The sequence below is a fragment of the Stenotrophomonas sp. YJH_SMC_10 genome, assembly GCF_059371555.1.
In genome coordinates this window covers 130,327-155,033 of sequence record NZ_JCAFUS010000003.1, presented here as the reverse complement: position 1 = coordinate 155,033, position 24,707 = coordinate 130,327, and the positions used below count along the sequence as shown (strand labels likewise).

Sequence of the window (24,707 nt, the reverse complement as noted above, 5' to 3'; positions counted from 1 at the left end):
CCGTTCAGATCCCTTTTCCAGGACGTCCGCTGCATGGCAAGCACTGAACACGCGCTATCGGTACGCGAAAAGCTCGGCTACAGCCTGGGCGATCTCGCGGCCAACCTGATCTTCCAGACCCTGATTACCTATCTGGCGTTCTTCTACACCGACGTCTATCGCCTGCCGGCTGCTACGGCGGCAACGATCATCTTCGTGGTCGGCCTGCTTGGCGCATTCGTGTTCACCCCGTTGATCGGCATCGCGGCCGACCGCACGTCCACGCGCTGGGGGCGCTTCCGCCCGTGGATCCTGTGGACGGCCATTCCGTTCGGCGTGCTGTCACTGCTGGCGTTCAGTACACCGGACCTGGGCGAACGTGGGAAGGTGGTCTACGCGCTGACCACCTACGCGCTGCTGGTCTGCGTCTACGCCGCGAACAACCTGCCGTACTCCGCGTTGAGCGGTGTACTGACCGGCAGCATGGCCCAGCGCAACAGCCTCTCGGCGTACCGGTTCGTGGCCGTGATGATCGCGCAGTTCATCATCCAGGTGCTGTTGATGCCACTGGTGCTGATCCTGGGGGACGGCGACCGGGTGCGCGGCTTCGAACAGGTGATGACCGCGTTCGCCATCATCGGCACGCTGTTCTTCCTGATCACCTTCGCCACCACCCGTGAACGCATCGTGCCGACCCGCGAGCAGAGTGGCGGCGTACTGCAGGACCTGTCCGACCTGCTGCACAACCGGCCGTGGCAGGTGATGCTCGCGCTGACCGTGCTGGTGTTCATCAACCTGGCGCTGAAAGGCGGCAGCTACATCTATTACTTCCAGTACTACATGAGTGAAGCGGCACTGGCCGCATTCCTGCAGGATTCGGGATTCAATGGGCTGATCGGCGGCTTGAACGCCGGCCTGGCCCGTGCCGGCTTTGCGGCATTCACCTGGCCCACGGATGCCGCCACCTCGGCTTTCAGCCTGTTCAACGCCTGCGGCATCCTCTGCATGATCCTGGGCATCGGCCTGTCGCGACGGCTCGCCGACCGCTTCGGAAAGCGCGATGTCTTTGGCGGCGCGCTGTTCGTCTCGACGTTGTTCCTGCTCGCCTTCTACTTCTTCCCACCCACTGCGGTCTCCGTGGCCTTCGGCGCCTTCATGCTGCATGGCTTCTGCTACGGCATCACCATCCCGCTGCTGTGGGCGATGATCGCGGACGTAGCGGATTACTCCGAGTGGAAGAACCACCGCCGCGCCACTGCGATCATCTTCTCGGCGATGCTGTGCGGCCTGAAGATCGGCCTCAGCGTGGGCGGTGCACTGGTGGCCGCCATTCTTGCCCACTACGGCTACCAGGCGGGCCTGGCACAGCAGCCCGAGGCGGTGGTGGAAGGCATACGGCTGACCGTCAGCGTCTACTGCGCCATTCCCTTCCTGCTCGCGGTGGCGCTGCTGTTCGCCTACGAGATCGACAAGCGTGCCGAAACCCGCATCGAACAGGATCTCCTGCTGCGTCGCCGCTCCGCCGACGCTTAACTCCAAGATGACGACCATGATCGACCTCTCTGCCGGTGAAGACGGCCGGGCCCGTGAAGCCCGTCTGGCGCAGCTCGCCACGCATGCCATTTCGCAACCGCTGGTGACCCACATCTACACCGCCGATCCCTCGGCACATGTATTCGAGGGGCGCGTGTACATCTATCCGTCGCATGACATCGACGGCGGGCAGCCGTTCGACGATGAGGGCGGCCATTTCGGCATGCAGGATTACCATGTGCTGCGGATGGATACGCCCGACAGCGCCGCCGTCGATTGCGGCTGCGTGCTGCACGTACGCGACGTGGCCTGGGCCCGCAAGCAGATGTGGGCGCCTGATGCCGCCTGTCGCGACGGCCGCTACTACCTTTACTTCCCGGCCAAGGATGCCTGCGGTCGCTTCCGCATCGGCGTGGCCATCGGTGAGCGTCCCGAGGGCCCGTTCGTTGCCCGCGCAGAGCCGATGAAGGGGGCCTACTCGATCGACCCGGCCGTGTTCGAGGACGACGACGGCAGCCACTACCTGTACTTCGGCGGCATCTGGGGCGGGCAGTTGCAGAGGTATCGTGACAACCAGTACGACGACGCCCACCAGGAGCCCGAGGGCAGCGCACCGGCCCTGGGCCCGCGCGTGGGCCGGCTGGACGCGGGCATGACCGAGCTGGCCGAAGCCACGCGAGAGGTACAGATCCTGGATGAGCATGGCCAGCCACTGCGCGCGGATGATCACGCGCGACGCTTCTTCGAGGGGCCCTGGCTGCACAAGTACCAGGGCCGGTACTACCTCTCGTATTCCACCGGCAACACGCACCTGCTGTGCTATGCGGTGGGCGACAGTCCCTACGGGCCGTTCACCTATGGCGGCGTGATCCTCACGCCCGTCGTGGGCTGGACCACGCACCACTCCATCTGCCAGTTCGAAGGGCAGTGGTACCTGTTCTATCACGATGCACTGCTGTCGGGCGGCGTCACCCACCTGCGCTCGGCCAAGTGCACGCCGCTGCACATGGAGCCGGACGGCAGCATCCGCACGATCGATCCCTATGGTGCGTGAGCGCGTGCCGGCGGTGGACGATGCGCTCGCCGCGCTGCCGGCCGGTGAGCTGCACTGGCTGAGGTGTGGCGACCTGGAGGTCGCGCTGGCGACAGGAGAAGGCGGGCGCGTGGCGCACCTGCGCTACCGCGGCATGGAGTGGCTGGTGGATCCGCAGCAGGCGGGTCCGGCCGCAATCGCGTGGGGCTGCTACCCGATGGTGCCGTGGGCCGGGCGCATCCGCCGGGGAAAGTTCCGCTTCGATGGCGCGCCGCACGCGCTGCCGCTCAATTTCGGCGGGCATGCCATCCATGGCGTGGGCTTCACGCGGCCCTGGCAGGTCGAGCGCATGGAGGCGGCCACGGCCACGCTGTCGCTGGCGCTGCCGTGCGACAGGTACTGGCCGTTTGGCGGCGTTGCAACGCAGGAGGTCGCCCTGCAGCCTCACCGCCTGCAGCTGCGTCTTTCGGTCCAGGCAGGCGAGCGCGCGATGCCGGCGGTGCTGGGCTGGCACCCCTGGTTTCTCAAGCCAGAGCGGCTGCTGTTCTCGCCCCGCGCGATGTACCCGCGGGACGGGGAGGGCATCGCCACGCTGCCCTGTGTGTCTCCTGCCCACGGCCCATGGGACGACTGCTTCATCGCAGACAGTTGCATCACGCTGCTGCGTGGTGGCCAACGACTGCGGCTGCGGTCAGACCACGACCATTGGGTGGTCTACGACGGCGCGTCACACGCAACCTGTGTCGAGCCGCAGAGTGGCCCGCCGGATGGGTTCACCCTGGCGCCGCATCGGCTGGAGCCGGGGCAGCGGCTGGCGTTGACGTTCGAACTGGCGTGGTCGGTCGACGGCGCTTGAGCCGGGCGCACGGACGGATATGGCGGGGTCCTGCAGGGTCTGGTACATACTTCTGTGACCTCCAGCAGCAGACCGGCCACCATGAATCCTGCCAACAGCGGGCGCTCCACCGCGCCGCCGCGTCGCCTCTTCCCGATGTGGGCACTGGGTCTTGCCTGCCTGTGGGCAGGCAGCGCATCGGCGGCCGCGGCCCCGCAGGCACGTACGTGGTTCGTCACTGGAAGCGAGCTGGTGTCGCTGTTGCAGGGAAACGCGGCGGACGGATTCTGCGCCGGCGAGCAGTGCCGCTCCCAGTCCAGCGCCCGCGCCAGCGCGTATATCCAGGGTGTCGCCGATGCCAGTCGTGGGCACTGGTGTGGACAGGGCCAGATCCTGCCGCACGAACTGGTGGATCGCGTTGCCACGCACCTCCGGCAGCTGCCGCAGCGCCGTCTGCATGAGGATGCGTCGGTGCTGGTGGTGGAAGCGCTGGAGCAGGCCTTCCCGTGCGGCCCGGCAGGGAAGTGAGCCGGTGCAGCGTCCGGCCGGCCGTGCCCGGCGCAGCTGTCAGCCGCGCGCAGGCATCCTGAAGCGCTCCACCTGCGCCGCACCGGAATTGGCGAGCAGGGCCATGGCACGCCGTTTCGCGGCAGGCAGCCCGGCAACGGCCTCTGGCGCCACCCGCACCTCGAATTCCCTGGCGTTGGCATCCAAGGCGGTGGCCAGGACACAGGAGTCCGCCGTCATCCCGCTGAGCCAGAGGCGGCGCACGCCCAGTTTGGCCAGCAGGATCGGCAAGGGGCTGGCCAGGAAGGCAGAGTGCTTGGGCTTGAGCACGAAATAATGGTCGGCAGTGGGAGACAGCATCGTGGCAATCCGGGCGGCCGGGCCGCCATCCTGCACGCACTGCGCCACCTGCTGGCGGAAATCCTGCTTCCACTCCGAAAAGTTGTCGTTGGCATAGATCACCGGCCACTGCCGTGCGTCGAAGCGATCGCGCAGGCGCCGGATCTGCCTGGCCGCCTTCTCCGCGCTGGGGACCAGCTGCGCTGCCCCGGGAAAATCAAAACGACTGAACATGTCGATGATCAGCAACGCGGTCGCTGGGTGCGTCTGCATGGCTCAATCTCCGGTCTGCGCATGCGGCGCCTCGACTGCCTTGGACTGCGGTGAATCCTTCTGGCGCAGGAAGATCGTCAGCACCACCAGGGACAACACGGCCAGGAACTCACTCTGCCAGTTCTGCATGGATTCGAACCAGAACGTGCTGCTGGCCAGGTGTTCGAGGAAGCCGGGCCCGGGCAGGCCCTGCAACTGCTGTTCGGCTTGTTCGGCCCGCCAGCTCCCCAGTGCATGCAGCGTAAAACTGAGCAGGAACAGCAGCCCGAACGCAATGGCCAGCGAGTGGCCGTAGAGAACCTTCCACACGCCACCGCGCCTGACCGGCCATGGCATGGAACCTGGCTCGACGCGGCTGTGTTCCTGCGCCGGATCGAACGGCCGCGACTCGGCCGAGCCTCGCTGGCGCAGGCTGACCGTAAGCAGCACGTACATCCCCATCTGCAGGAATTCGCTTTCCCAGTTCTCGAACGTGGCGCTGACGAAATGACCCGTGGCCAGGTAGTGCCAGAGATCAAGCGGTGCGCGGCCGTGCTCGACCAGCTCCTGGTTGTGCACGTGGTGCCCCGCTACCGCCTGCCCGATGATGAACACTGCAGTGAGCGCAAGCAGTACCAGCGACAGACCATTGCGTTTCCACATGCAGCACCTCGTTCAGGTCACTCCGGAAGGCATGTCATGGAGCGTGCTCGGGTCGCGGACAAGCATCCGTGAATCCTGCGCATCCAGTGCGTGAGACGGACTCAACGCCGCCCGGTGGGATCGGGATCGGGCCGCTCGTAGTCTTCCGGCACCGCCTTGGGGCCATGGCCATCGTCAGGCATGTCGTGGTCCTTCCACCTGGCGTGGTCATTGCGCCGCTTGTCCGGCGTATGCGCCTTCGACTGATCGTCCACGTCTGTGGTTGGATTGAAAGGCAGTTTGTCGTTCATGTGCAGCTCCTGCGGCGGGAACCTGAAGCCTGCCGCAGGCCGGGTTAACGCGACGACGCTGCGCAATGAACACCGTGCACACCCGGATGTCACTGTCACGGGATGGAGGCATTGCGATGCTGGACGCCCGACCTCTTGGAGCAGCACGATGCAGGCATTGACCTACCACGGCCGCAAGGATGTGCGCGTCGAGACTGTGCCCGACCCGGTACTGGCCGCCGAAGATGACCTGATCCTGCGGGTGACCGCCACCGCGATCTGTGGGTCGGACCTGCACCTCTACCGGGGCAAGATTCCCGATCTGCACGACGGCGATGTCCTCGGCCACGAATTCATGGGCGTCGTGGAAGAGGTCGGCAGCGGCGTGACCCAGGTGAAGCCGGGCGATCGGGTGGTGATCCCGTTCGTGATCGCCTGTGGTGAGTGCTTCCACTGTCGGCTGGCCGAGTATGCTGCGTGCGAAACCACCAATCCGGGCAAGGGCGCGGCGCTGAACCAGAAGGGCATACTGCCCCCGGCGGCACTGTTCGGTTACAGCCACCTGTACGGGGGCGTGGCCGGCGGCCAGGCGGAATTCGTCCGCGTACCGAAGGCCAACGTGGGCCCGTTGCGCATTCCGGACGGCGTGGCCGACGAGCAGGTACTGTTCCTGTCCGACATCCTGCCCACCGGCTACCAGGCCGCACTGAACGCGGGCGTCAAGGCAGGCTCGACCGTGGCGATCTTCGGCGCAGGGCCGGTCGGGTTGATGAGTGCCGCCTGCTGCCGCCTGCTGGGCGCCGAGACCATTTTCATGGTCGATCACCTGCATTACCGCCTGGACTACGCGCGGCGTGCCTACGGGGTGACGCCGATCGACTTCAGGGAAATCGAGGATCCGGCCGACTACATCCTTGCCCAGACCAGCGGCCGGGGCGTGGATGCCTGCATCGAGGCGGTGGGCTTCGAGGCCGAGGGCAGTGCGCTGGAGTCAGCGTTGACCGCTGTGAAGCTGGAAGGGAGCAGCGGCGTTGCGATCCGGCAGTGCATCGCGGCAGTACGTCGCGGCGGCGTGGTCAGCATTCCGGGGGTCTATGCCGGTTTCATCCACGGGTTCCTGCTGGGTGATGCGTTCGACAAGGGGCTCACGTTCAAGATGGGACAGACCCATGTGCAGGGCCTGATGCCCGAGCTGCTTGACGCGATCATGGAAGGAAAGCTGGACCCGGGTGACATCATCTCGCACCGGATGCGCCTTGCCGATGCAGCGCAGGGCTATGCCCTGTTCGATGCGAAGGATGACGACTGCCGCAAGATCGTGTTGACGCCCTGAGCCCGGGGCGATGAGCGCGATCATCATGGCCGGCGTCTACGCACTGTGGCTGGCGGCCGGTGCGCTGGACTTCCATTTCCACCGGCGCACCGACCTGCCACATACCTCGGGGCTGCGCGAGAGCGTGCTGCACGGGGTCCAGCTCGTGCTGATTGGCACTGGCGTACTGGCCTGGCTGCTGCTGGCCAACACCTGGTCACTTGCCGCCCTGCTGGCCGTGCTGGTAATGGCCCACGCGATCGCCGGCTACCTGGATACGGCCAGCGCTGACCGGCGGCGACGGATCAGCCCGGCCGAGCAGCATGTGCACAGCGTGCTGGATGCCGCGCCGTGGATTCTGCTGGTCTGGGTCGGCTGGCACGCGCAGCCGCAGTGGGCATTCCGTGCGCAACCTGCGGCGCCCGAGGTGGCGGCGCTGCTCGTAGTGCCGGCGCTCGGCCTGGTGGTCCTGCCGTGGCTATGGGAGCTGCTGCGCTGCATCCGCGCATGGCGAGACCGTCGGCAGGCGGGTGCGTGAGGATCGTCGCGCAGAGTATTCATGCGCCGGCCACACCTCCAAGACAGTGATGTGACCGCCTGCCGCCTACGGTCATGGCCTGTCCCCACTGCAGATCCCTTCATGCAGGATGTGTCATCGCCTACGCCGCTGGCCAACCGCGCCCGCCAGGTGCTGGTCCAGCAGCCCGAACTGCCGTTGCCGGGAAGCGGCCGCACACTGCAGCGCTGGCAGGCGCTGGCCGCCTGGGGGGCAGAGGACCTCTGCCTGGCCAAAGTGCTGGAAGCGCACCATGACGCGCAGGCGATCCTCGCCGAACTGAAGGCGCCTTCCGCAGCAGAGGGCAAGCTGCTGGCGGTATGGGCAGCCGAGGGGCCGGCCAACACGCTCCGCATTGACAGCGAGGGCAGGCTGCGCGGCGACAAGCCGTGGTGCTCCGGAAGCGCCTGGGTGGACGCGGCGCTGGTAACGGTCCGCAATGCGCAGGGCGTATGGCTGTGCCAGGTGTCGGCCGGGCAGTGGAACACGCTGGAGGGCGAGCCGTGGCCGGCCGTCGGCATGGCCGGCATTCCGTCCACCACGGTGCGGTTCGACGGTGCGCAGATGGCGCTCGTCGGCACGCGCGACGACTACCTGCAGCGCCCCGGTTTCTGGCACGGCGGCGCGGGCATCGCCGCGGTCTGGCTTGGTGCGGCCGTCGCCCTGGCCGAGCGCATGCGGCCGGCCTGCAGCAGGGGCCACCGCGCGCGGTTGCTGGGCGAAGTGGACCTGGTCCTGGGCCCGGCCACGGCGCTGCTGCGCGAACTGGCGGCGCGCATCGATGCGGCGCCGGGATCAGCGCATAGGGAGGACGTGGTGCGCGTGCGCTGCGTGGTCGAGCGCGCGGCGACGCGCGTGCTCGATCTGGCAGGTCGGGCGCTGGGGCCGGCGCCGATGTGCCTGGAGCAGGCGCATGCCCGTCGCTGGGCCGACCTGACGGTATTCATGCGGCAGAGCCATGCCGACCGCGACTGGGAATGGCTGGGTGAGCAGCGCGCCACCGAGGAGGCAACATGGGCGCTGTAGCCAGCACGCCCCTGCAGGGGACCGGCACACAGGAGCAGGCCTGGTTGCGCTGCCAGTGGCTGTGGCAGCATCCGGCCACTTCGGCGGCCACACTGCTGGCCGGCCATGAGCGGGTGGTGGTGGTCGCACCCCATCCCGACGACGAGATCCTTGGCTGCGGCGGCCTGCTTGGCCACGCCGCGGGCCAGGGCATGCAGGTCCGCGTCGTCGCGGTAACCGATGGCGAGGCGTGCTATCCACACGAGCGCTGGTGGACGCCGGAGCGCCTGCGCTCGGCACGGCGCGCCGAGCTTGCCGCAGCGCTGGGCGAGCTCGGCATCCAGGCCAGCTCCGCGTTCCACCTTGGCATTGCCGACGGCGCGGTCAGTGCGCACGAACAGGGCCTGGAGGACTGGCTGCAACAGTACCTGCAGCCGCGCGACCTGGTACTGGCACCCTGGCGCTTCGATGGGCACCCCGACCACGAAGCGGCAGGCCGTGCTGCCTGCCGGGCCGCGCGTACGGTGGGCTGCCGGCGCCTGGAGTATCCGGTGTGGGGCTGGCACTGGCTGGACCCGGCCTGTGCGCACATGGCCTGGGAGGCGCCCGAACTGCTCGACATCACCGACGTCGTGGCCGCCAAGCGCAACGCGATCGCCCACTTCCGCACCCAGACTGGCGCAGTGCCGGGGCTGCACAGCCCACCGGTGCTGCCAGCCCATGTATTGACCCGATTCTTCCGGAACCACGAGGTTTTCCTGGCATGAGCGCGCAACCGTACTTCGACGAACTGCATGAGCAGGAGGACCCCTTCGGCTACCGCAGCCGATGGTATGAGGAGCGCAAGCGAGCGCTGCTGCTGGCCAGCCTGAGCCAGCGCCAGTTCCATCGGGGCTGGGAGCTGGGGTGCTCAAACGGGGTGCTGACCGAGGCCCTGGCGGGCCGCTGCGAGCGGCTGCTGGCCACCGACATCAGCCCGCGTGCGGCCTTCCGCGCCCGCCGCAACCTGGCCCACCTGCCGCATGTCCAGGTCCACTGCGCCAGCCACCCCGAGCAATGGCCGCCGGGTCGCTTCGACCTGATCGTCTGCGGGGAGATGGGCTATTACCTCGGCACAGGCGCACTGCAGGCGCTGCGTGCAGGCATCGGCCAGGCACTGCGCGATGACGGGCTGCTGGTGGCCTGCCATTGGCTGCCGTCCTTCCCCGGACGCGCGAGCCGCACCGAAGTCGTGCATCGGTGCCTGGGCGAGGGGCTGCAGGAGGCCTTCCACTATCGTGACGCGGACTTCGTGCTACAGGGTTGGACGCGCGGCGCGCTGTCGCTGGCCCGCAACGAGGGACTGCGGTGATCGGTGTCCTGGTGCCGGCACACAACGAGGCGGCCAGCATGGCGCGGTGCCTGCAATCGATCCGAAGGGCGGCGCTGCATCCCGGGCTGCGCGGCGAGGCGGTGCAGGTGGTGGTTGCGCTGGACGATTGCTCCGATGCGACCGCGTCCATCTGCCGGCAGCAGCGGGTCGATACAGTGCGGCTGCAGGCACGCTGCGTCGGTGTTGCCAGGGCAGCGGCTGCGGCCCAGTTGCTGCAACAGGGAGCGCGCTGGCTGGCCAGTACCGATGCCGACAGCGAGGTGCCTCCGGAATGGCTGGTCGCCCAGCTGGAGGGCCGCTGCGACGCCTTCTGCGGACTGGTGGACATCGCGAGCACTTCCCGGGACGGCAGGCGCCTGCGTCGCGCGTTCCGGAAAGGGCAGCCTTGGGGCGACGATCACGGGCGCATCCACGGCGCGAACCTCGGTGTCTCTGCCCGCGCCTATCGTGCCGCGGGGGGCTTTGCGGCCCTGCGCTGCGGTGAAGATGTCGCGCTGGTCAACCGGCTGCAGTGCCTGGGCGCCGACGTCCGCTGGGCCGGTGCGCCCGTGGTCATGACCAGCGCGCGCCTCGTGGGGCGCGCCACCGGAGGATTCGCGACCTACCTGTCCGGGATCGAGGGGGCGCGTGCCGACGTGCCACGCGGAACCCTGCACGCGCATGAAGAGCTGGTCAACACGGTGCTGAATTGGGGATAGCGTGAGGCCTGCACGCCTGTCCTTTACGGCCCCGCGACGCCGCGGGCCCTACAGTTAAGGGCTGAGAGAGCAGGAGTGCCGCCATGCCGAACAGAGCGATCGTCTACGTCAGCGAGGCCGTCGACGGATTCACGCCGGAGAGCCTGCACACCCTGATGGAGGATGCCGCCCGCTTCAATCGGGGCGCAGGCGTGACCGGCGTGCTGCTGTTCGACGGGCAGCGCTTCCTGCAGTACATGGAGGGCCCTGCCGACGGGCTGGATGTGGCCTATTCCCGCGTCACCGGTGCCAGCAGCCATACCCACCTGATCGAACTTGCGCGTGGCCGCGTCGGCCAGCGGCGGCTGCCGTTCTGGCCAATGCGCTGCCTCTCCGTTACCGCGGACCAACTTCGCGTGATCGCGGGCGCTGACTGGACCAGCTTCATCCAGCGCGCAGCATCGGAACAGTCCGACGCGACGGCGATGGACAAGCTGCTGCTGATCGTCGAACCCTACGCGAAGGCCGCCTGAATCCAGCGGGGTGTTACTGCGGCGTGCGGCCGGGGAGAGGGTGGAGCGAGCCGGGTTGTGAATCGCCTCATGCCCACCTACAGCGCGCCCGGCATCCTGCAGGCGCAGGACATTTCCTGCGCCAGAAGGAATCAACGTGCCCCTCCGCGCAATCGCCTACGCAAGTGAGGCGATACCGGGGCTTTCCATGGACCATGTGGACGACCTCAGCAGGGCCGCTGCCCGCTTCAACCTTGAAGCAGGCGTGACGGGAGTGCTTCTTTACGATGGGCACCGCTTCCTCCAGTACATCGAGGGACCGGAAGACGGCATCAACGTGGTGTACAGCCGCATCCTCGGTGCGCGCAGCCATTGCGAACTGCTTGAGCTGGGCCGGGGCAGGGTGTCCGGCCGGTTCTTTCCGTACTGGTCGATGCGGCTGCTCTGGACCGACCCCGCCGACATCCGCAGCGTCGCCCGCGGCAATTGGAGCGGGCTCTCCCGTGGCGGGGCGCTGCGTCAGCTGGGCCAGGTGGTAGCTCCACACCTGGCGTGACCGCGGCGTTGGCCGCTCAATGCGTGGTCGGGGGCGCGCAGGCGTCACCCACCACCTGCTGGACGGCTTCCTGCAACCGGTCGATGTGGAAGGGTTTGGCCACGAACGTTGCGCGGCGGTGGCGCAGCGGTACCAGCTGGTCATAGACCGCAGACACGAACAGGTAGGGGATGCCGAGTTCCGCCAGCCGATCGGCAACCGGGAACACCACGCCATCGCGAAGCTCCACATCCAGCACCGCGCCATCGAACTGTTGCGTATCAAGCAGCCCCAGCGCATCGAACACGCTGTAGGCGTGGGTCACCCGGCCGCCGCCGTCTTCCAGCGCCTGTTCCATCAGTGCAGCAAGGTCGAGCTGGTCTTCAACCAGCAGCAGGTTGCACCTGCGCTGGTTCATTTCCGATTGCATGCGCGCATGCCTGTGTTGCCGTGGGAACTGCAGTGTGTGCTGTAGTGCATCAACGGCGCGCGTGGGCCGTGTCAGCCCGGTGCGAAGCCGCCTTGCGCAGGTCGCCCGGTGCCGTCGATGCGGCGTGGAAGGCGCTGCGCGTTTTTTGACAGCGCGTTGGCGGCGGGCATGGATACTGCCGCCGTCCCCCAGCACTGGAGCCACCACCATGCCCCGATCTGCAACCGATGCCACCGCCCCCTGCGCATTGCGCGTGGAATGCATGTCCCTGGATTGCGGCGGCGCTGCGATCGTCGTGGAGCTGGATCGCATCCCCGAACGGGCATGGATGAAGTCGCTCAAGCGCGCCCTGCAGGAGGATGACGTGCTGGAGGGTGCCCAGGCCAAGTTCGATGGGCGCTTTGTCTACGTCGTGGGCGTGGAAGGTGGCGCGCACCGTGCGCAGCATCGGGTGATCCAGGCGTTGAAGGCGTCCGCAGGCGGGCGCGCACCCGCAGCAAGCCCCCGTCGCGACGGCGGCAGTGCAGTAGTGTCCGGCGCGATGCCCGCCTGAGTGCGCCGCAGGCGTTGCCACGCACCGGCGGATGTTATGACGGCATCAGCGCCAGGTGCAGCGCGCACGCCCGGCGGCTCACGCCGGCCGACGAGGCAGTGATTGCGGCCTCGCCACCATGGTCTCCGGAGGCATGTCGCCCCACTACCGGAGACCGTGATGGCAGACCAGAACACCGTCCGCAGCGAGCGCCTGCTGAAATGGCTGCAGGACGCCTACGCCATGGAGCAGGAGGCGGAGACCATGATGAAGGCCATGGCTTCGCGCATCCAGAACTATCCCCATCTTGCCGCACGTATCGGCCAGCACGTGCAGGAGACGCAGCGGCAGGCCGCCTCCCTGCGCGAGTGCATTGAAGCACTTGGCGGCAGCGTGCCCACCGCCAAGGGGCTGTTCGCGAGCATGACCGCAGCGATCCACGCCGCCGGCAATACCCTGATGGAAGACGAAGTCGTCAAGAGCGTCGGCATCTCCTTTGGCTTCGAGAACACCGAGATCGCCACCTACCGGGCGCTGGTGATCGCGGCCGAGCGGGCCGCCGCGCCGGATATCGCGGCCGTGTGCGGCCAGATCCTGCAGGAAGAGATCGCCATGGCACGTTGGCTGGAAGACCACCAGGACAGCCTGGTCGGCGCCTTCCTCAACCGTGACGAAACGCCCGGCGCCCAAGCCAAGCGTTGATCCCGATCCCGCCTGCCAGACACAGGAGACAGTCCCATGTTCTTCCACCACAAGAAACTGATGTACACCGTGCGCGTGCGCGAATCCAACCCGCAGCTTGCCAGCCTGATGCTGGAACAGTTCGGCGGCCCACAAGGTGAACTGGCCGCCGCGATGCGCTACTTCACCCAGGGGCTGGGCGAATGCGATCCCGGACGCAAGGACCTGCTGATGGACATTGCCACCGAAGAGATCAGCCACCTGGAGATCATCGGTACCATCATCGCCATGCTCAACCGCGGCCCGAAGGCCATCCAGTCCGAAGGGCTTGCCGAAGCCGAGGACATGCGCCTGCTGGGCCAGAACAGCACCAGCCATACCGAGCAGCTGCTGTACGGGGGCGGCCCGGCACTGGTCAATTCGAGCGGTGTTCCCTGGACGGCGGCCTACGTCGATTCGATCGGGGAGCCCACCGCTGACCTGCGCTCGAACATCGCCGCCGAAGCCCGCGCCAAGCTGGTCTACGAACGCCTGATCACGGTGACCGATGATCCGGGCATCAAGGACGCACTGCGCTTCCTGATGACGCGCGAAATCGCCCACCAGAAGTCCTTCGAAAAGGCATTGCACAGCATCCAGCCCAACTTCCCACCGGGCAAGCAGCCGGGTGACCCCGCCTTTACCGACCTGTACATGGACATGTCGCAGGGCGACGGCGCTGATGACCTGCTGGGCAGCTGGAACAGCGGCGAGCTATGGGAGCGGGTCAGCGACCGCGAGGCACAGGCCGCTGTGGACGGCGGTGACGGCAGCGCCACGGTGGGCCTGGACCCACGCGAGCAGGCGGCGGTGCAGGCCATGACCCTGCGAACGCTTTCCGATCCCGAAGCACGGCCGACAACCGGTGCCGAACTGGGCGCCGGGCCGGGCGCCGGCGCGCTCGACCTGCCGCCACGGGAGCCTTGACGCAGAACAGGCCGGGGCGGGCGTCCGCCCCGCGCATCGCAAAAAAAGTGGGCGGACACGCTGTCCGCCCACTTGGGGTGCAACCGGTCAGTCTCGATCAACGCTGCTGGCCACCGCGGTTGTTGTTGCCGCCACGTTCCTGCTGTTGCTGCCGCCCCCCCTGGTTGCCGCCCTGGTTGCCGCCGCCATGGCTGTTCTGGCCGCCTTCGCGGCCGATGTCGGCCATGTGCTGGCGATCCTGGCTCACCGCTTCGCCGCCCTTGCGACCGGCTTCGCGCGCTTCTTCAGAGCTGAATTCATGGGCGTTGCCCGATTCATGCGCGGCGCGGCCGCCCTTGGCGGCGATCTCGCGCTGCTTGTCTTCGTCCATCGAAGCGAAGCCGCGGTTGCTGCTGCCCTGGTTCTGGTTCTGGTTGGCCATGGAAAGTCTCCTTGGAGTGAGCCGCCCGATTGGCGGCAGCGACCATCTTCCAGATCCGCCGCTAGACGGCGGTGGCACCACCGCCAACGTCGTGTCATGCACAGGCGCGTGCTTCCTCATGCGTTCTCCACGAAAGGACATCCATCAGCGGGCGACACGGCATGCCGGCCGTGGTGCCGTTGCCGGGTGTCAACGCAGCGCGGCGTTGGCACGTCCAGGTTCAACGCCGCCTCCACGCCAGTGTCACCACGCGTTTGATCGGCCTCGCTAAGGTAGAGCCATCTGCAACAACCCGGTGCTGTCATGCCTCTTCGTGCCATTGCCTATGTAAGTGAAGCCACCCGAAACCTGACTGCAGAGCGGCTGCAGCAGCTTGTCACGGACGCGATGCTGTTCAACGAGTCGGTTGATGTGACCGGTGTCCTCCTGTTCGACGGCACGCGCTTCCTGCAATACCTCGAAGGCCCGGAGGCCGGTGTCGGCGCGGCGTACACCCGCATCCTGGCGGCCAGCAGCCACAACGGACTGGTCGAACTCAACCGGGGCAGGGTGGGGCGGCGGCAGTTCCCGCACTGGCGCATGCACAGCGTGCGCGTGGATGAGCTGGCGCTGGGGAAGATCGCGATTTCCGACTGGACCGGCTTCGTGCGCAGCGCCTCCGCGCTCGCGCCTGGCACCAGTGCGCTTGATCGATTGCAATCGGTGGCGCAGGCGCCGGCAGGTGCCGGCGATGGCCGCTTGCTGGAACCGGACGGACCGGTGGCACGATGAGCGCAGCCGACGCCCCGGGCACGCCAGGACAGGTACGCATCGGCTGCGCAGGCTGGTCGCTGTCGCGGGCGGCGCAGGCGGCGTTCGGCGCAGGCGACAGCGTGCTGCAGCGCTATGCCACCCGCCTGCCGATGGTCGAGATCAATTCCTCGTTCTACCGCCCGCACCAGGCGGCGACCTACGCCCGTTGGGCGGCCAGCGTGCCCGCGGGTTTCCGCTTCGCGGTGAAACTGCCACGCGTGATCAGCCATGAACGCCGGCTGCGCGACACGATGCAGCCGCTGGCGCTGTTCCTCGATGGCGTGATGGCGCTGGGGGACAGGCTGGGCCCGCTGCTGCTCCAGCTGCCGCCCAGCCTGGCGTATGAGCCGGCAACCGTGACCGAATTCCTGCACGGACTGCGCGCACGCACCTCGGTTGATGTCGCCTGCGAACCGCGCCATCCCAGTTGGTTCACTGCGGACGTCGATGCGCTGCTGAGCGACCATGGCATCGCACGGGTCGCGGCTGACCCGGCCCGGGTACCCGCAGCAGCGGTCCCGGGCGGTGATCGCACGTGGAGCTACTGGCGCTGGCACGGGCAGCCGCAGATCTATCGCAGCGCCTACAGCGAACAGGCGCTGGCGGGGCTGGCCCAGCACCTGCATCGCGAAGCCGCCGCACAGCGCCGTGCCTGGTGCGTACTGGACAACACCGCGCTGGGCCACGCCACCGGCAACGCCCTGCACCTGCAGGCACTGCTGCAGGAGAACGCGAATGCCTGAGGGCCCCTCCATTGTCCTGCTGCGCGAGGCCGCCAGCCACTTCAAGGGTCACGTCGTGCGCGGCGTCTCCGGCAACAGCCGCATCGACCTGTCCCCGCTGCAGGGACGCAGGGTCAAGGCGGTTCGCAGCTGGGGCAAGCACTTCCTGCTGGAGTTCAGCCAGGTCACGCTGCGCATCCATCTGATGATGTTCGGCAGCTGGCGCATCGACGAACGGAAGCCGACCCCTGCACGGGTGTCGCTGGCATTCGACAACGGCGAACTGAATTTCTATGCGTGTTCGGTGCGGCTGATCGACGAGCCGTTGGACGACGTCTACGACTGGCGGGCGGATGTGATGAACGACGCCTGGGATCCAAGACTGGCCCGGCGCAAGCTGAAGGCACTGCCGGACACCCTGGTCTGTGATGCGCTTCTGGACCAGACGATCTTCGCCGGCGTCGGCAACATCATCAAGAATGAGGTGCTGTTCCGCATTGGCGTGCATCCGGCCACGCGACTGGGCGACCTGCCACCGCGCAGGCTCACCGCCCTGATCACCCAGGCCCGTGCCTACAGCTTCGACTTCCTGGAGTGGAAACGGCGCTTCGAGTTGAAGAAGCACTGGCAGGTGCACACGCGCAAGGTGTGCCCGCTCTGTGGTGGCCCGATCAGCAAGCTGTACATGGGTACAACGCGGCGGCGCACGTTCTTCTGTCCAAACGACCAGGTGCTCTACCCACCCTGAGGCAGCCTTCCGTGGCAGCCGCGGGGCGTGCGATGCGACTCAGGCGGCCTGCGCGGCCTTGGCATTGCCGCCGCCCTTGGCCAGCAGGGTCAGCTTCTCGTCGGTCGCCTTTTCTTCCTCTAGCGTCTCCAGCAGCAACGGCAGGGCATCCTTGTAGCCCAGCTGCTTGGCCAGCGCGGCGATGGTGCCGTAGGAGGCAATTTCGTAATGCTCGACCTTCTGCGCGCCACCGATCAGGGCAGCGTCGCGCACCGGCCCCTTGTCGATGCTGTCGATCACCTCCTTGCCTTCCTCGACCAGGCCTTCCATCGCCGCGCACTTGATGCGCTTCAGGCGGATGCCGAGCACCTCGACCACCTGGTCGATGCGTTCGATCTGCCCCTGGGTCTCCTCCAGGTGCGTTTCGAACGCTGCCGCCAGATCCGGATTCTCGGCCGCACGGGCCAGGCGCGGAAGCGCCTTGGTCAGCTGCTTCTCGGCGCTGTAGATGTCCGAGAGCTCGTGGATGAACAGGTCTTCCGCCGTCTTGATAGCCATGCTGGGCTCCGCAGTGAGTGGAGTGGCCAGCGTAGGGTCTGCCCGGTTGCGAGCAGGCGGGGAAGGAGTGAAGGCGGCATGTGAACGCCCCCGCGGATCCTGCGCGCTGCCTTCACGAAGCGGCGTCTTTCGCGCAGGGGTGCGGCGCCGTGCCGGCGGCCTTCGCCATGGCTTCACAGTGGCATCGCTCCGTGCGCATGGAATGGCCGGTACGGTCAGTCCACCCCCGATCACGCTGGAGACTCCCAATGAGCGATGACAAGAACAACGCCGGCAGCCCGGACCGGGACCGCATCAACGTCAATGAGGATTACGAACTGCGGTACTGGACCACGACGCTGGGCGTGTCCGCCGAAGAGCTTCGCGCGGCCGTCGCGGCGGTCGGGCCCACGGCGGTTGCCGTCCGCAAGCACCTGGGCAAATAGCGCGGAGCTGGCCATGTCGCTGGTCGAGTATCGCCGCAAGCGTCGTTTTGACCAGACCCAGGAGCCCGAGCCGGGCAAGACGCTGCCGAAAGGCCAGCGCGCCATTTTCGTGGTGCAGCTGCATCATGCCAGCCGCAGGCACTATGACTTCCGCCTGCAGGTTGGCGATGCGCTGAAGAGCTGGGCCGTGCCGAAGGGCCCCAGTTACGACCCGAAGGTCAAGCGCATGGCGGTGGAAGTGGAAGACCACCCGGTGGACTACGCGGCGTTCGAGGGTGACATTCCCAAGGGCCAGTACGGCGGCGGCCATGTCGCCCAGTTTGACCATGGTGTATGGGCCACGCAGGGCGATCCGGAAGCCCAACTGGCCAAGGGCCATCTTCGCTTCGAACTGTTCGGTACCAAGCTGAAAGGCGGCTGGCATCTGGTTCGGTCGGGAAAGCCCGCGCGCCAGCCGCAGTGGCTGCTGTTCAAGGAGGACGATGCCTTCGCCAGCGACCTTGAGGCAGACGACCTGCTGGCCGATGTCGCTGCGCCGCCACCGGAGGATCTGAAGCGCGCCGGGGCCGGCAAGGCCGCGAAGAAGCGGCTGACGGCGGTGCCTGCCACACGCACCCGGCGAAAGAACTGGTCGAAGAAGGCCCTTGCGCTCAGCAGGGCAGGGAGGGCAGCGGCGCCATCCGGGCCGTTCGAACCGCAGTTGGCCAGGCTGGGAGAGGCGCCGCCCCAGGGCGAGCAGTGGGTCCACGAGATCAAATGGGACGGATACCGGATTCTTGCCACTGTCGTCGAGGGCAACGTGCAGCTGTGGTCACGGAACGCGCTGGAATGGACCGACAAGCTTCCCGAGATACGTGACGCAGTCGCGGCCCTGGGCCTGACCTCGGCGGCGCTGGACGGCGAGCTGATCGCCGGCGCCGGCACCAAGGAGGACTTCAACCTGCTCCAGGCGACGCTTTCCGGCGAGAGGCAGGGCGTCCTGACGTATGCGCTGTTCGATCTGCTGCATCTTGATGGCGTGGACGTCGCCGATGCGCCCCTGCTGGAACGCAAGGCCTTGCTGCAATCGCTGCTTGAGGGGCAGAGCAGCCCCCTGGCCTTCAGTTCGCATGTGCAGGGAGAGGGTGAGGAGGCCTACCGCCTGGCCGGTGAGCAGCACTTCGAGGGCATCATTTCCAAGCGCGGCGATCGCAGCTACCACAGCGGCCGCAGCGAGGACTGGCGCAAGACGAAGCAGCTGGCCAGCGACGAGTTCGCGGTGGTGGGCTACACCGCACCGAAAGGCAGCCGCACCGGCTTTGGTTCGCTGCTGCTGGCCCGGCCGGACGCAACGCATGGCTGGCTCTACGCCGGTCGCGTCGGGTCCGGGTTCTCGGATGAACTGATTGGCGACATCAGCAAGCGCATCAAGGGCGGCGGCGGCCGCAGGCCGACCGCGCATGTGCCCACGCAGGACACCGACCTGCGCGCCGCGACCTGGTTCGAACCGCGTTTCGTGGTCGAGGTCTTCTACCGCGGGATCGGTGGGCAGCAGCTGTTGCGCCAGGCGTCGCTGAAGGCGGTGCGGACGGACAAGGACGTCGCCGACCTCGCCGATTCCGACCGCGCCGGAACGGTCCCGGCCGCAGGGCGGTCGCATGCGCCCTCGCGGCGGAGGCGCCAGGTGGAAAGGGCGCCGGCAGCCGACCGCGCGCCACCCGGGCTGTCTTCTCCCGGCAAGATCCTGTTTCCCGGCGACGGTTACACCAAGCAGGATGTATGGGATTACTACGCGGCAGTGATGGAGCACCTGCTGCCCGAAGTGATTGATCGTCCGCTGTCGATCATCCGATGCCCCAGTGGCACCGCAAAACCCTGCTTCTTCCAGAAACACCATACGGCCGGGCTGGCGCTGGTCGATTCGGTAAGGCTGAAGGAGGAAAGCGGCATCAACGCCCATTACCTGGTGGTGCGGGACGCAGCCAGCCTGCTTGAACTGGTGCAGTTCAACGCGTTGGAGTTCCACCCCTGGGGCAGCCACGCCGAGGCGCCCGACAGAGCCGACCGGGTCGTGTTCGATCTGGATCCCGGGCCGGATGTGCCCTTTGCCGAAGTCAAGAAAGCGGCAACCGACATCCGAGAACTGCTGGCGCAGCTGGAGCTGGAATCGTTCCTGCGCGTCTCCGGCGGCAAGGGCCTGCACGTGGTCGTGCCGCTCAACCCAGGGTGCGATTGGGACCTCACCAAGCGTTTTGCGAAGGGTTTCGCCGATGCATTGGCACAGTCCGAACCGCAGCGGTTCCTGGCAACCGCCACCAAGAGCCTGCGCAACAAGCGGATCTTCGTCGACTATCTGCGCAATGGGCGCGGTGCAACGGCGGTCGCGTCCTATTCGTTGCGCGCCCGGCCGGGCGCGCCGGTGGCGCTGCCGATCGCCTGGGGCGATCTGTCGAAACTCCAGCGCGCCGATGCGTTCACGATCAAGGACGTGCCCGCAAAGCTCAGGCGGCGACGCAAGGATCCTTGGGCCGGCATCGCGGAAGTGAAGCAGAATCTCGCCCGATGGGCCCAGGCAGACCCGTAGGCCAGGCCCGTGCTGCGTACCGTCTGTCAGCCCGAACCCAGCTGATTCGCAGAATACACAGGGCCGGAACCTATCGTCGGCGTGGTTGGCCTATGCTTGCAATACGGAATCTGGGGGATTCGCTACCGGAGCAGCCGATGCCTATCAGGGCAGTCGCATACGTAAGTGAAGCGGGCCCAGCCGTGGCCGGTGACCCGTTGGGCCTGCGCAGCGGCAAACTGGACGATCTGGTCGACGATGCCGCCCGCTTCAACCGGAACGCCGGCGTCACCGGGGTCCTGCTGTTCGATGGCAGCCGCTTCCTGCAGTACATGGAGGGGCCCGAGGACGGCTTGCGCGTGGCGTACTCGCGGGTGCTTGGCGCTACCAGCCATACAGGGCTGATCGAGTTGCAGCGCGGCAGGGTCGGTAACCGGCGTCTGCCATTCTGGCCGATGCGCTGGCTGCCGACACAACCGGCGGAGTTGAAGCGCCTGGCCTGTGCAGACTGGCTGGGATTTGTGCAGCATGGCGACGACGACGGGGTGGTTGAGACGGCGATGGATGTCCTGGCCAGGTTGGTCGAGCCCTACGCCATCGCGGCCTGAGGTGCGGTCTAGCGCCCGCCATAGCGCGCTGCCCAGGGAATCTCGCCGCTGCACGCATCGAGGTGCCCGGTGCGCATCACGCAATACAGGCGGGCATCCGGGTCCGCGCTGGCTGCAATGTAGTCCAGTGCCTCGGCGAGCATGAGGATGAACTGCGGCTCGGGATAGAACGCTGCCCAGGTGGGCAGCATTTCCTCCAGTTGCGCGATCATCAGGTCGATTTCCAGGTGCGTGCTCACTGCCTGATCCTCCGTGCAGCCACGTTAGCGACCAGGCAGGGCCTCACACCGGCATCGCTGTAGGCCGACGCCGCCGCAGCGGTCGCCTCAGGCTTCGGCGGCTGCATCCGCTTCGCAGGGCATGCAGCGCTCCTTCTTGGACTTGATGTCTGCAGCGGTCTTCGCCAGTGCCTCGTAGCGCTGGCGTATCTCTTCAAGATGGGCCGGCTCCATCGATTCCAGGTTCAGCAGCTCCTGGTTGGCATCCTTGCTGACCCGGATCAGCTCATCCAGTTTGATGTGCAGTGCAGCGGTGTCAGCGTTCTGCGTGTGCTGGATCAGGAACACCATCAGGAACGTCACGATGGTGGTGCCCGTGTTGACCACCAGCTGCCAGGTGTCATTGAAGTGGAAGGCCGGCCCGCTGGCGGCCCAGGCGATGATCACCCCCAGTGCCGCGACGAACGCCCCAAGACTGCCGGACAAGCGCGCCGTTGCCGCCGCGACGCGTGCAAAGCCGCGCCGGATCACTGCTCACCTCCGCCGGCCTCCTCATCCGTCCGGCGGTCTGGCAGTTTGACCCGCTCGCCCAGGCGCGTGGCCTGCTCTTCGGGCGTCGGGGCTGCGACGAAGGGCGAGATCGGGTCACTGGCGGGGAACGTCTCATGCAACGCCTCTTCATGATTGCGGTGGTTATGCAGCTTGGCCTGAAGCGGGCTGACCCGATCGGTGCGCTGTGCTTCCGGGTCCGGGTGGGGCAGGTCTTTCTGATCGCGTTGCATGATGCATCTCCAGGTTGAGCGCCACTGTGGAAGTGGCGCGCCAAGCATAGGAACCGGGCCGTGAGCGGCCCCATCAACGACGCGGCAACGTGGTGTCAACCCTTCAGCCAACAGGCGTTAACAATCAGGCGCAGTGCGGGGTCGGGGATCCGCGACGCGCTGCTGCCGAGCAGAACGGGAGTGAAGGATCCTCGCTCCGTTCACCCCGTCGCGGCGACAATGGGGCCTCGGTGCGCCGTTGCGCGTGCCGCTCACTGCCAGCAGGATCACGAAGATGTCCCACACCCCCTTTGGCGAATCGTCATGTGCGGCCGCGGCCAGCGGCTGCATCGAGGTCCGCGGCGCGCGCGAGCACAACCTGAAGCATGTCGATGTTTCCATTCCGCGCAACGCCCTGGTGGTGTTCTCCGGGGTGTCCGGGTCCGGCAAGTCATCGTTGGCGTTCGGCACGATCTTCGCCGAGGCCCAGCGTCGCTACTTTGAATCCGTCGCACCGTATGCGCGCCGCCTGATCGACCAGGCGGGCGTGCCCGACGTGGATGCCATCGACGGCCTGCCGCCGGCGGTGGCCCTGCAGCAGCAGCGTGGTGCCAGCAACGCACGTTCATCGGTGGGCAGCGTGACCACGCTGTCCAGCCTGGTACGCATGATGTATTCGCGTGCAGGCGCGTACCCGGCCCATCAGCCCATGCTGTACGCCGAGGACTTCTCGCCCAATACGCCGCAGGGGGCCTGCAGCACCTGCCATGGGCTGGGCCACGTCTACGAAGTGACCGAAGCGCTGATGGTGCCGGACCCGTCGCTGAGCATCCGCGAGCGCGCCATCGCCTCCTGGCCGCCAGCCTGGCATGGCCAGAACCTGCGCGACATCCTGGTTACCCTGGGCTACGACATCGACGTGCCGTGGAAGAAGCTGCCGAAGAAGGACCGGGAGTGGATCCTGTTCACCGAGGACACGCCGACCGTGCCCGTCTATGCCGGTTTCACGCCTGCCGAGACGCGTGCTGCACTCAAGCGCAAGCTGGAGCCCAGCTACATGGGCACCTACACCGGCGCCCGCCGCTACGTGCTGCACACCTTCGCCACTACCCAGAGCGCGCTGATGCGCAAGCGTGTATCGCGCTACATGGAAGGCAAGCTGTGCCCCGCCTGCCAGGGCAAGCGCCTGAAGCCCGAAGCGCTTTCGGTCACCTTTGCCGGTCTGGACATCGGTGAGTTCATGCGGCTGCCGCTGGATCAACTGGCCGGGCTGCTCGAGCCCATTGCGCAGGGTGACTTCAGTACACACGGCCACGGCGCACGCACGCGCAGGAGTGCGACGCCCCGCGATCGCGCGAAGCGGGCAGCACGCGGCCACGCGACCCACGAAGGCGCCCCCGACGTACGGTTGACCTCGGCCCTGTCCGAAGAAAAGCGCCTGGCGGCACAGCGGTTGGCCGGCGGCGTCATGGCGCGTGTGCGGCAGCTGCGCGACCTGGGCCTGGGCTACCTCTCGCTGGACCGCGCCACGCCCACGCTGTCGGCCGGCGAGCTGCAGCGCCTGCGGCTGGCCACGCAGCTCAGTTCCCTGCTGTTCGGCGTGCTGTACGTGCTCGATGAGCCCTCAGCCGGCCTGCATCCTGCCGACAGCCAGGCGCTGTACGACGCGCTGGACCGCCTGCGCGATGGAGGCAACTCGGTGTTCGTCGTTGAACACGATCTGGAACTGATGCGGCGTGCACAGTGGCTGGTGGACGTGGGGCCGCAGGCGGGCGAGCACGGCGGGCGGGTTCTCTACAGTGGCAAGCCCGACGGCCTGCGCGGCATCGAGGCATCGCGCACCGCGCAGTACCTGTTCGACCAGGTGCCTGCGCCTGCCAGCCGGCAACGTAGCGCCGGCAGCTGGCTGGAGCTCAAAGGCATCCACCGCCACAACCTGCAGGGCGTGGACGCGCAGGTGCCGCTGGGAGTGCTGACCGCGGTGACCGGCATTTCCGGCTCGGGCAAGTCCAGCCTGATGGCGCAGGCCCTGCCTGAGCTGATGCTGCTGCACCTGGGGCACGAGCCGGTGGACGACAGCGCCGACAGCGCGCCGGCCGAGGGACCCACGGTGATCGAGGCTACCCGGGGCCAGCTGGCCGGCGATGTGGACGCCATCCAGCGCGTGGTGCAGGTGGACCAGAAACCGATCGGTCGCACGCCCCGGTCCAACCTGGCCACCTACACGGGCCTGTTCGATCACGTGCGCAAGCTGTTCGCCGCGACCCCGGACGCGCGACGTCGCCGCTTCGACGCCGGCCGCTTCTCGTTCAACGTGGCCAAGGGCCGGTGCGAGACCTGCGAAGGCGAGGGATTCGTCAGTGTCGAACTGCTGTTCATGCCCAGCGTCTATGCGCCGTGCCCGGCCTGCCATGGTGCCCGCTACAACGAGGCCACGCTGAAGGTGCTCTGGAACGGCCGCAACATCGCCGAGGTCCTGCAGATGACGGTCGACCAGGCACAGGCATTTTTCGCCGGTGAAGACGCCATCGCCCGGCCGCTGCAGCTGCTGCAGGAGATCGGCCTGGGCTATCTCCGGCTCGGCCAGCCGGCCACGGAGCTTTCAGGGGGCGAGGCGCAGCGCATCAAGCTGGCGACCGAGCTGCAGCGCAGCCAACGCGGTCGCACGCTCTATGTGCTGGACGAACCCACCACCGGCCTGCATGCGTTGGACGCAGACAGGCTGCTGGTGCAGTTGCAGCGGCTGGTGGACGCGGGAAACACCGTGGTGATGATCGAGCACGACATGCGTTCCGTGGCACAGGCCGACTGGGTGATTGACGTCGGCCCGGGCGCAGGCGGCGCGGGCGGCGCCATCGTGGCGAAGGGTACGCCACGCCAGGTGGCCCGCGCCAAGGGCAGCAGGACAGCGCCGTTCCTCGCCAGGGAACTGGCGCTGTAGCGAC

31 protein-coding genes are annotated in these 24,707 nt (G+C 67.3%); 22 read left to right on the top strand and 9 right to left on the bottom strand.

Features of this window, described 5'->3' with window-relative positions; genetic code table 11:
* Window positions 1-33 precede the first annotated feature (33 nt).
* The 4 genes from AC5P9C_RS06375 to AC5P9C_RS06360 all read left to right on the top strand — a co-directional run bounded on the left by AC5P9C_RS06375 (window position 34) and on the right by AC5P9C_RS06360 (window position 3,908).
* Window positions 34-1,512: an MFS transporter gene (locus tag AC5P9C_RS06375; protein WP_343543378.1), complete on the top strand. Its 1,479-nt coding sequence runs from the start codon at window positions 34-36 to the stop codon at window positions 1,510-1,512.
* A gap of 16 nt (window positions 1,513-1,528) precedes the next feature.
* Complete coding sequence (locus AC5P9C_RS06370) at window positions 1,529-2,566, top strand: glycoside hydrolase family 43 protein (RefSeq protein ID WP_343543379.1); 1,038 nt, start codon at window positions 1,529-1,531, stop codon at window positions 2,564-2,566.
* Entirely contained in the window at window positions 2,556-3,401 is an 846-nt protein-coding gene (locus tag AC5P9C_RS06365) for an aldose epimerase family protein (protein WP_343543380.1), read from the top strand. The genes AC5P9C_RS06370 and AC5P9C_RS06365 overlap by 11 nt, the downstream gene beginning before the upstream one ends.
* Window positions 3,402-3,482: 81 nt before the next feature.
* The gene (locus AC5P9C_RS06360) at window positions 3,483-3,908 is read left to right on the top strand and encodes a Rap1a/Tai family immunity protein (RefSeq protein ID WP_240908298.1); all 426 of its coding nucleotides are present in this window, start codon (window positions 3,483-3,485) and stop codon (window positions 3,906-3,908) included.
* Between the two features lie 39 nt (window positions 3,909-3,947).
* On the opposite strand, the gene AC5P9C_RS06355 is transcribed toward AC5P9C_RS06360, so the two are convergent.
* From AC5P9C_RS06355 to AC5P9C_RS06345, 3 genes are all read right to left on the bottom strand, one after another.
* Window positions 3,948-4,499: a cysteine hydrolase family protein gene (locus AC5P9C_RS06355; RefSeq protein ID WP_343540424.1), complete on the bottom strand. Its 552-nt coding sequence runs from the start codon at window positions 4,497-4,499 to the stop codon at window positions 3,948-3,950.
* A gap of 3 nt (window positions 4,500-4,502) precedes the next feature.
* A complete protein-coding gene (locus tag AC5P9C_RS06350) occupies window positions 4,503-5,141 on the bottom strand; it encodes a DUF6766 family protein (RefSeq protein ID WP_343540426.1) in 639 nt (212 codons plus the stop codon).
* Window positions 5,142-5,242: 101 nt separating this feature from the next.
* On the bottom strand, window positions 5,243-5,431 hold the full coding sequence (locus AC5P9C_RS06345) for a hypothetical protein (protein ID WP_343540428.1): 189 nt from the start codon (window positions 5,429-5,431) through the stop codon (window positions 5,243-5,245).
* Between the two features lie 148 nt (window positions 5,432-5,579).
* Here AC5P9C_RS06345 and AC5P9C_RS06340 point away from each other — a divergent pair, with 148 nt between their 5' ends.
* The 8 genes from AC5P9C_RS06340 to AC5P9C_RS06305 all read left to right on the top strand — a co-directional run bounded on the left by AC5P9C_RS06340 (window position 5,580) and on the right by AC5P9C_RS06305 (window position 11,400).
* Window positions 5,580-6,743 carry a zinc-dependent alcohol dehydrogenase gene (locus AC5P9C_RS06340; RefSeq protein WP_343540430.1) on the top strand — a complete coding sequence of 388 codons (1,164 nt, stop codon included), beginning with the start codon at window positions 5,580-5,582 and terminating at the stop codon, window positions 6,741-6,743.
* A gap of 10 nt (window positions 6,744-6,753) precedes the next feature.
* A complete protein-coding gene (locus tag AC5P9C_RS06335; RefSeq protein WP_343540432.1) occupies window positions 6,754-7,260 on the top strand; it encodes a hypothetical protein in 507 nt (168 codons plus the stop codon).
* Between the two features lie 102 nt (window positions 7,261-7,362).
* Window positions 7,363-8,304: an acyl-CoA dehydrogenase middle domain-containing protein gene (locus AC5P9C_RS06330; protein ID WP_057494797.1), complete on the top strand. Its 942-nt coding sequence runs from the start codon at window positions 7,363-7,365 to the stop codon at window positions 8,302-8,304.
* Entirely contained in the window at window positions 8,292-9,050 is a 759-nt protein-coding gene (locus AC5P9C_RS06325) for a PIG-L deacetylase family protein (protein ID WP_262231783.1), read from the top strand. The genes AC5P9C_RS06330 and AC5P9C_RS06325 overlap by 13 nt, the downstream gene beginning before the upstream one ends.
* On the top strand, window positions 9,047-9,634 hold the full coding sequence (locus tag AC5P9C_RS06320; RefSeq protein WP_057494795.1) for a class I SAM-dependent DNA methyltransferase: 588 nt from the start codon (window positions 9,047-9,049) through the stop codon (window positions 9,632-9,634). Before AC5P9C_RS06325 ends, AC5P9C_RS06320 begins: the two co-directional genes overlap by 4 nt.
* Complete coding sequence (locus AC5P9C_RS06315; protein WP_343540434.1) at window positions 9,631-10,353, top strand: glycosyltransferase family 2 protein; 723 nt, start codon at window positions 9,631-9,633, stop codon at window positions 10,351-10,353. The genes AC5P9C_RS06320 and AC5P9C_RS06315 overlap by 4 nt, the downstream gene beginning before the upstream one ends.
* Before the next feature lie 83 nt (window positions 10,354-10,436).
* On the top strand, window positions 10,437-10,865 hold the full coding sequence (locus AC5P9C_RS06310; RefSeq protein ID WP_343540436.1) for a BLUF domain-containing protein: 429 nt from the start codon (window positions 10,437-10,439) through the stop codon (window positions 10,863-10,865).
* A 136-nt stretch (window positions 10,866-11,001) separates the two neighbouring features.
* Window positions 11,002-11,400 carry a BLUF domain-containing protein gene (locus AC5P9C_RS06305; RefSeq protein ID WP_082591240.1) on the top strand — a complete coding sequence of 133 codons (399 nt, stop codon included), beginning with the start codon at window positions 11,002-11,004 and terminating at the stop codon, window positions 11,398-11,400.
* 16 nt (window positions 11,401-11,416) lie between these two features.
* On the opposite strand, the gene AC5P9C_RS06300 is transcribed toward AC5P9C_RS06305, so the two are convergent.
* Window positions 11,417-11,809 carry a response regulator gene (locus AC5P9C_RS06300; RefSeq protein ID WP_074725144.1) on the bottom strand — a complete coding sequence of 131 codons (393 nt, stop codon included), beginning with the start codon at window positions 11,807-11,809 and terminating at the stop codon, window positions 11,417-11,419.
* A gap of 208 nt (window positions 11,810-12,017) precedes the next feature.
* Here AC5P9C_RS06300 and AC5P9C_RS06295 point away from each other — a divergent pair, with 208 nt between their 5' ends.
* The 3 genes from AC5P9C_RS06295 to AC5P9C_RS06285 all read left to right on the top strand — a co-directional run bounded on the left by AC5P9C_RS06295 (window position 12,018) and on the right by AC5P9C_RS06285 (window position 13,988).
* The gene (locus AC5P9C_RS06295; RefSeq protein ID WP_229301862.1) at window positions 12,018-12,362 is read left to right on the top strand and encodes a hypothetical protein; all 345 of its coding nucleotides are present in this window, start codon (window positions 12,018-12,020) and stop codon (window positions 12,360-12,362) included.
* A gap of 159 nt (window positions 12,363-12,521) precedes the next feature.
* On the top strand, window positions 12,522-13,043 hold the full coding sequence (locus tag AC5P9C_RS06290; protein ID WP_103282328.1) for a ferritin-like domain-containing protein: 522 nt from the start codon (window positions 12,522-12,524) through the stop codon (window positions 13,041-13,043).
* A gap of 36 nt (window positions 13,044-13,079) precedes the next feature.
* On the top strand, window positions 13,080-13,988 hold the full coding sequence (locus tag AC5P9C_RS06285) for a manganese catalase family protein (RefSeq protein WP_049469390.1): 909 nt from the start codon (window positions 13,080-13,082) through the stop codon (window positions 13,986-13,988).
* Between the two features lie 97 nt (window positions 13,989-14,085).
* Here AC5P9C_RS06285 and AC5P9C_RS06280 read toward each other — a convergent pair whose 3' ends face one another.
* Entirely contained in the window at window positions 14,086-14,409 is a 324-nt protein-coding gene (locus AC5P9C_RS06280; protein WP_046430680.1) for a KGG domain-containing protein, read from the bottom strand.
* A 303-nt stretch (window positions 14,410-14,712) separates the two neighbouring features.
* On the opposite strand from AC5P9C_RS06280, the gene AC5P9C_RS06275 reads away from it, so the two are divergent.
* Genes AC5P9C_RS06275 through AC5P9C_RS06265 form a run of 3 tightly spaced genes read left to right on the top strand, consistent with a single transcriptional unit; the run spans window position 14,713 to window position 16,671 of the window.
* Window positions 14,713-15,180 carry a BLUF domain-containing protein gene (locus AC5P9C_RS06275; protein ID WP_049469393.1) on the top strand — a complete coding sequence of 156 codons (468 nt, stop codon included), beginning with the start codon at window positions 14,713-14,715 and terminating at the stop codon, window positions 15,178-15,180.
* Window positions 15,177-15,944, top strand: coding sequence for a DUF72 domain-containing protein (locus AC5P9C_RS06270; RefSeq protein WP_074725141.1), 768 nt, complete (start codon window positions 15,177-15,179; stop codon window positions 15,942-15,944). Before AC5P9C_RS06275 ends, AC5P9C_RS06270 begins: the two co-directional genes overlap by 4 nt.
* Complete coding sequence (locus AC5P9C_RS06265; RefSeq protein ID WP_103282330.1) at window positions 15,937-16,671, top strand: DNA-formamidopyrimidine glycosylase family protein; 735 nt, start codon at window positions 15,937-15,939, stop codon at window positions 16,669-16,671. Before AC5P9C_RS06270 ends, AC5P9C_RS06265 begins: the two co-directional genes overlap by 8 nt.
* A 39-nt stretch (window positions 16,672-16,710) precedes the next feature.
* Here AC5P9C_RS06265 and AC5P9C_RS06260 read toward each other — a convergent pair whose 3' ends face one another.
* A complete protein-coding gene (locus AC5P9C_RS06260) occupies window positions 16,711-17,208 on the bottom strand; it encodes a YciE/YciF ferroxidase family protein (RefSeq protein WP_005416567.1) in 498 nt (165 codons plus the stop codon).
* A 248-nt stretch (window positions 17,209-17,456) separates the two neighbouring features.
* Between AC5P9C_RS06260 and AC5P9C_RS06255 the strand changes: the two genes are divergently transcribed.
* The 3 genes from AC5P9C_RS06255 (at window position 17,457) to AC5P9C_RS06245 (ending at window position 20,783) form a co-directional block, all read left to right on the top strand.
* Entirely contained in the window at window positions 17,457-17,633 is a 177-nt protein-coding gene (locus AC5P9C_RS06255; RefSeq protein WP_064485350.1) for a DUF3606 domain-containing protein, read from the top strand.
* Between the two features lie 13 nt (window positions 17,634-17,646).
* Window positions 17,647-20,196 carry a DNA ligase D gene (ligD, locus tag AC5P9C_RS06250; RefSeq protein ID WP_343540448.1) on the top strand — a complete coding sequence of 850 codons (2,550 nt, stop codon included), beginning with the start codon at window positions 17,647-17,649 and terminating at the stop codon, window positions 20,194-20,196.
* A 137-nt stretch (window positions 20,197-20,333) separates the two neighbouring features.
* On the top strand, window positions 20,334-20,783 hold the full coding sequence (locus AC5P9C_RS06245) for a BLUF domain-containing protein (RefSeq protein WP_343540450.1): 450 nt from the start codon (window positions 20,334-20,336) through the stop codon (window positions 20,781-20,783).
* A gap of 8 nt (window positions 20,784-20,791) precedes the next feature.
* On the opposite strand, the gene AC5P9C_RS06240 is transcribed toward AC5P9C_RS06245, so the two are convergent.
* From AC5P9C_RS06240 to AC5P9C_RS06230, 3 genes are all read right to left on the bottom strand, one after another.
* Window positions 20,792-21,022, bottom strand: a complete 231-nt coding sequence (locus AC5P9C_RS06240; RefSeq protein ID WP_064238556.1) for a hypothetical protein — start codon at window positions 21,020-21,022, stop codon at window positions 20,792-20,794.
* Between the two features lie 87 nt (window positions 21,023-21,109).
* On the bottom strand, window positions 21,110-21,532 hold the full coding sequence (locus AC5P9C_RS06235; protein ID WP_049469411.1) for a low affinity iron permease family protein: 423 nt from the start codon (window positions 21,530-21,532) through the stop codon (window positions 21,110-21,112).
* Entirely contained in the window at window positions 21,529-21,783 is a 255-nt protein-coding gene (locus AC5P9C_RS06230) for a hypothetical protein (protein ID WP_343540451.1), read from the bottom strand. The genes AC5P9C_RS06235 and AC5P9C_RS06230 overlap by 4 nt, the downstream gene beginning before the upstream one ends.
* 274 nt (window positions 21,784-22,057) lie before the next feature.
* On the opposite strand from AC5P9C_RS06230, the gene AC5P9C_RS06225 reads away from it, so the two are divergent.
* Window positions 22,058-24,703 (top strand): excinuclease ABC subunit UvrA, encoded by a 2,646-nt coding sequence (locus AC5P9C_RS06225; RefSeq protein WP_329853015.1) that lies wholly within the window; start codon window positions 22,058-22,060, stop codon window positions 24,701-24,703.
* The last annotated feature ends 4 nt before the right edge of the window (window positions 24,704-24,707 follow it).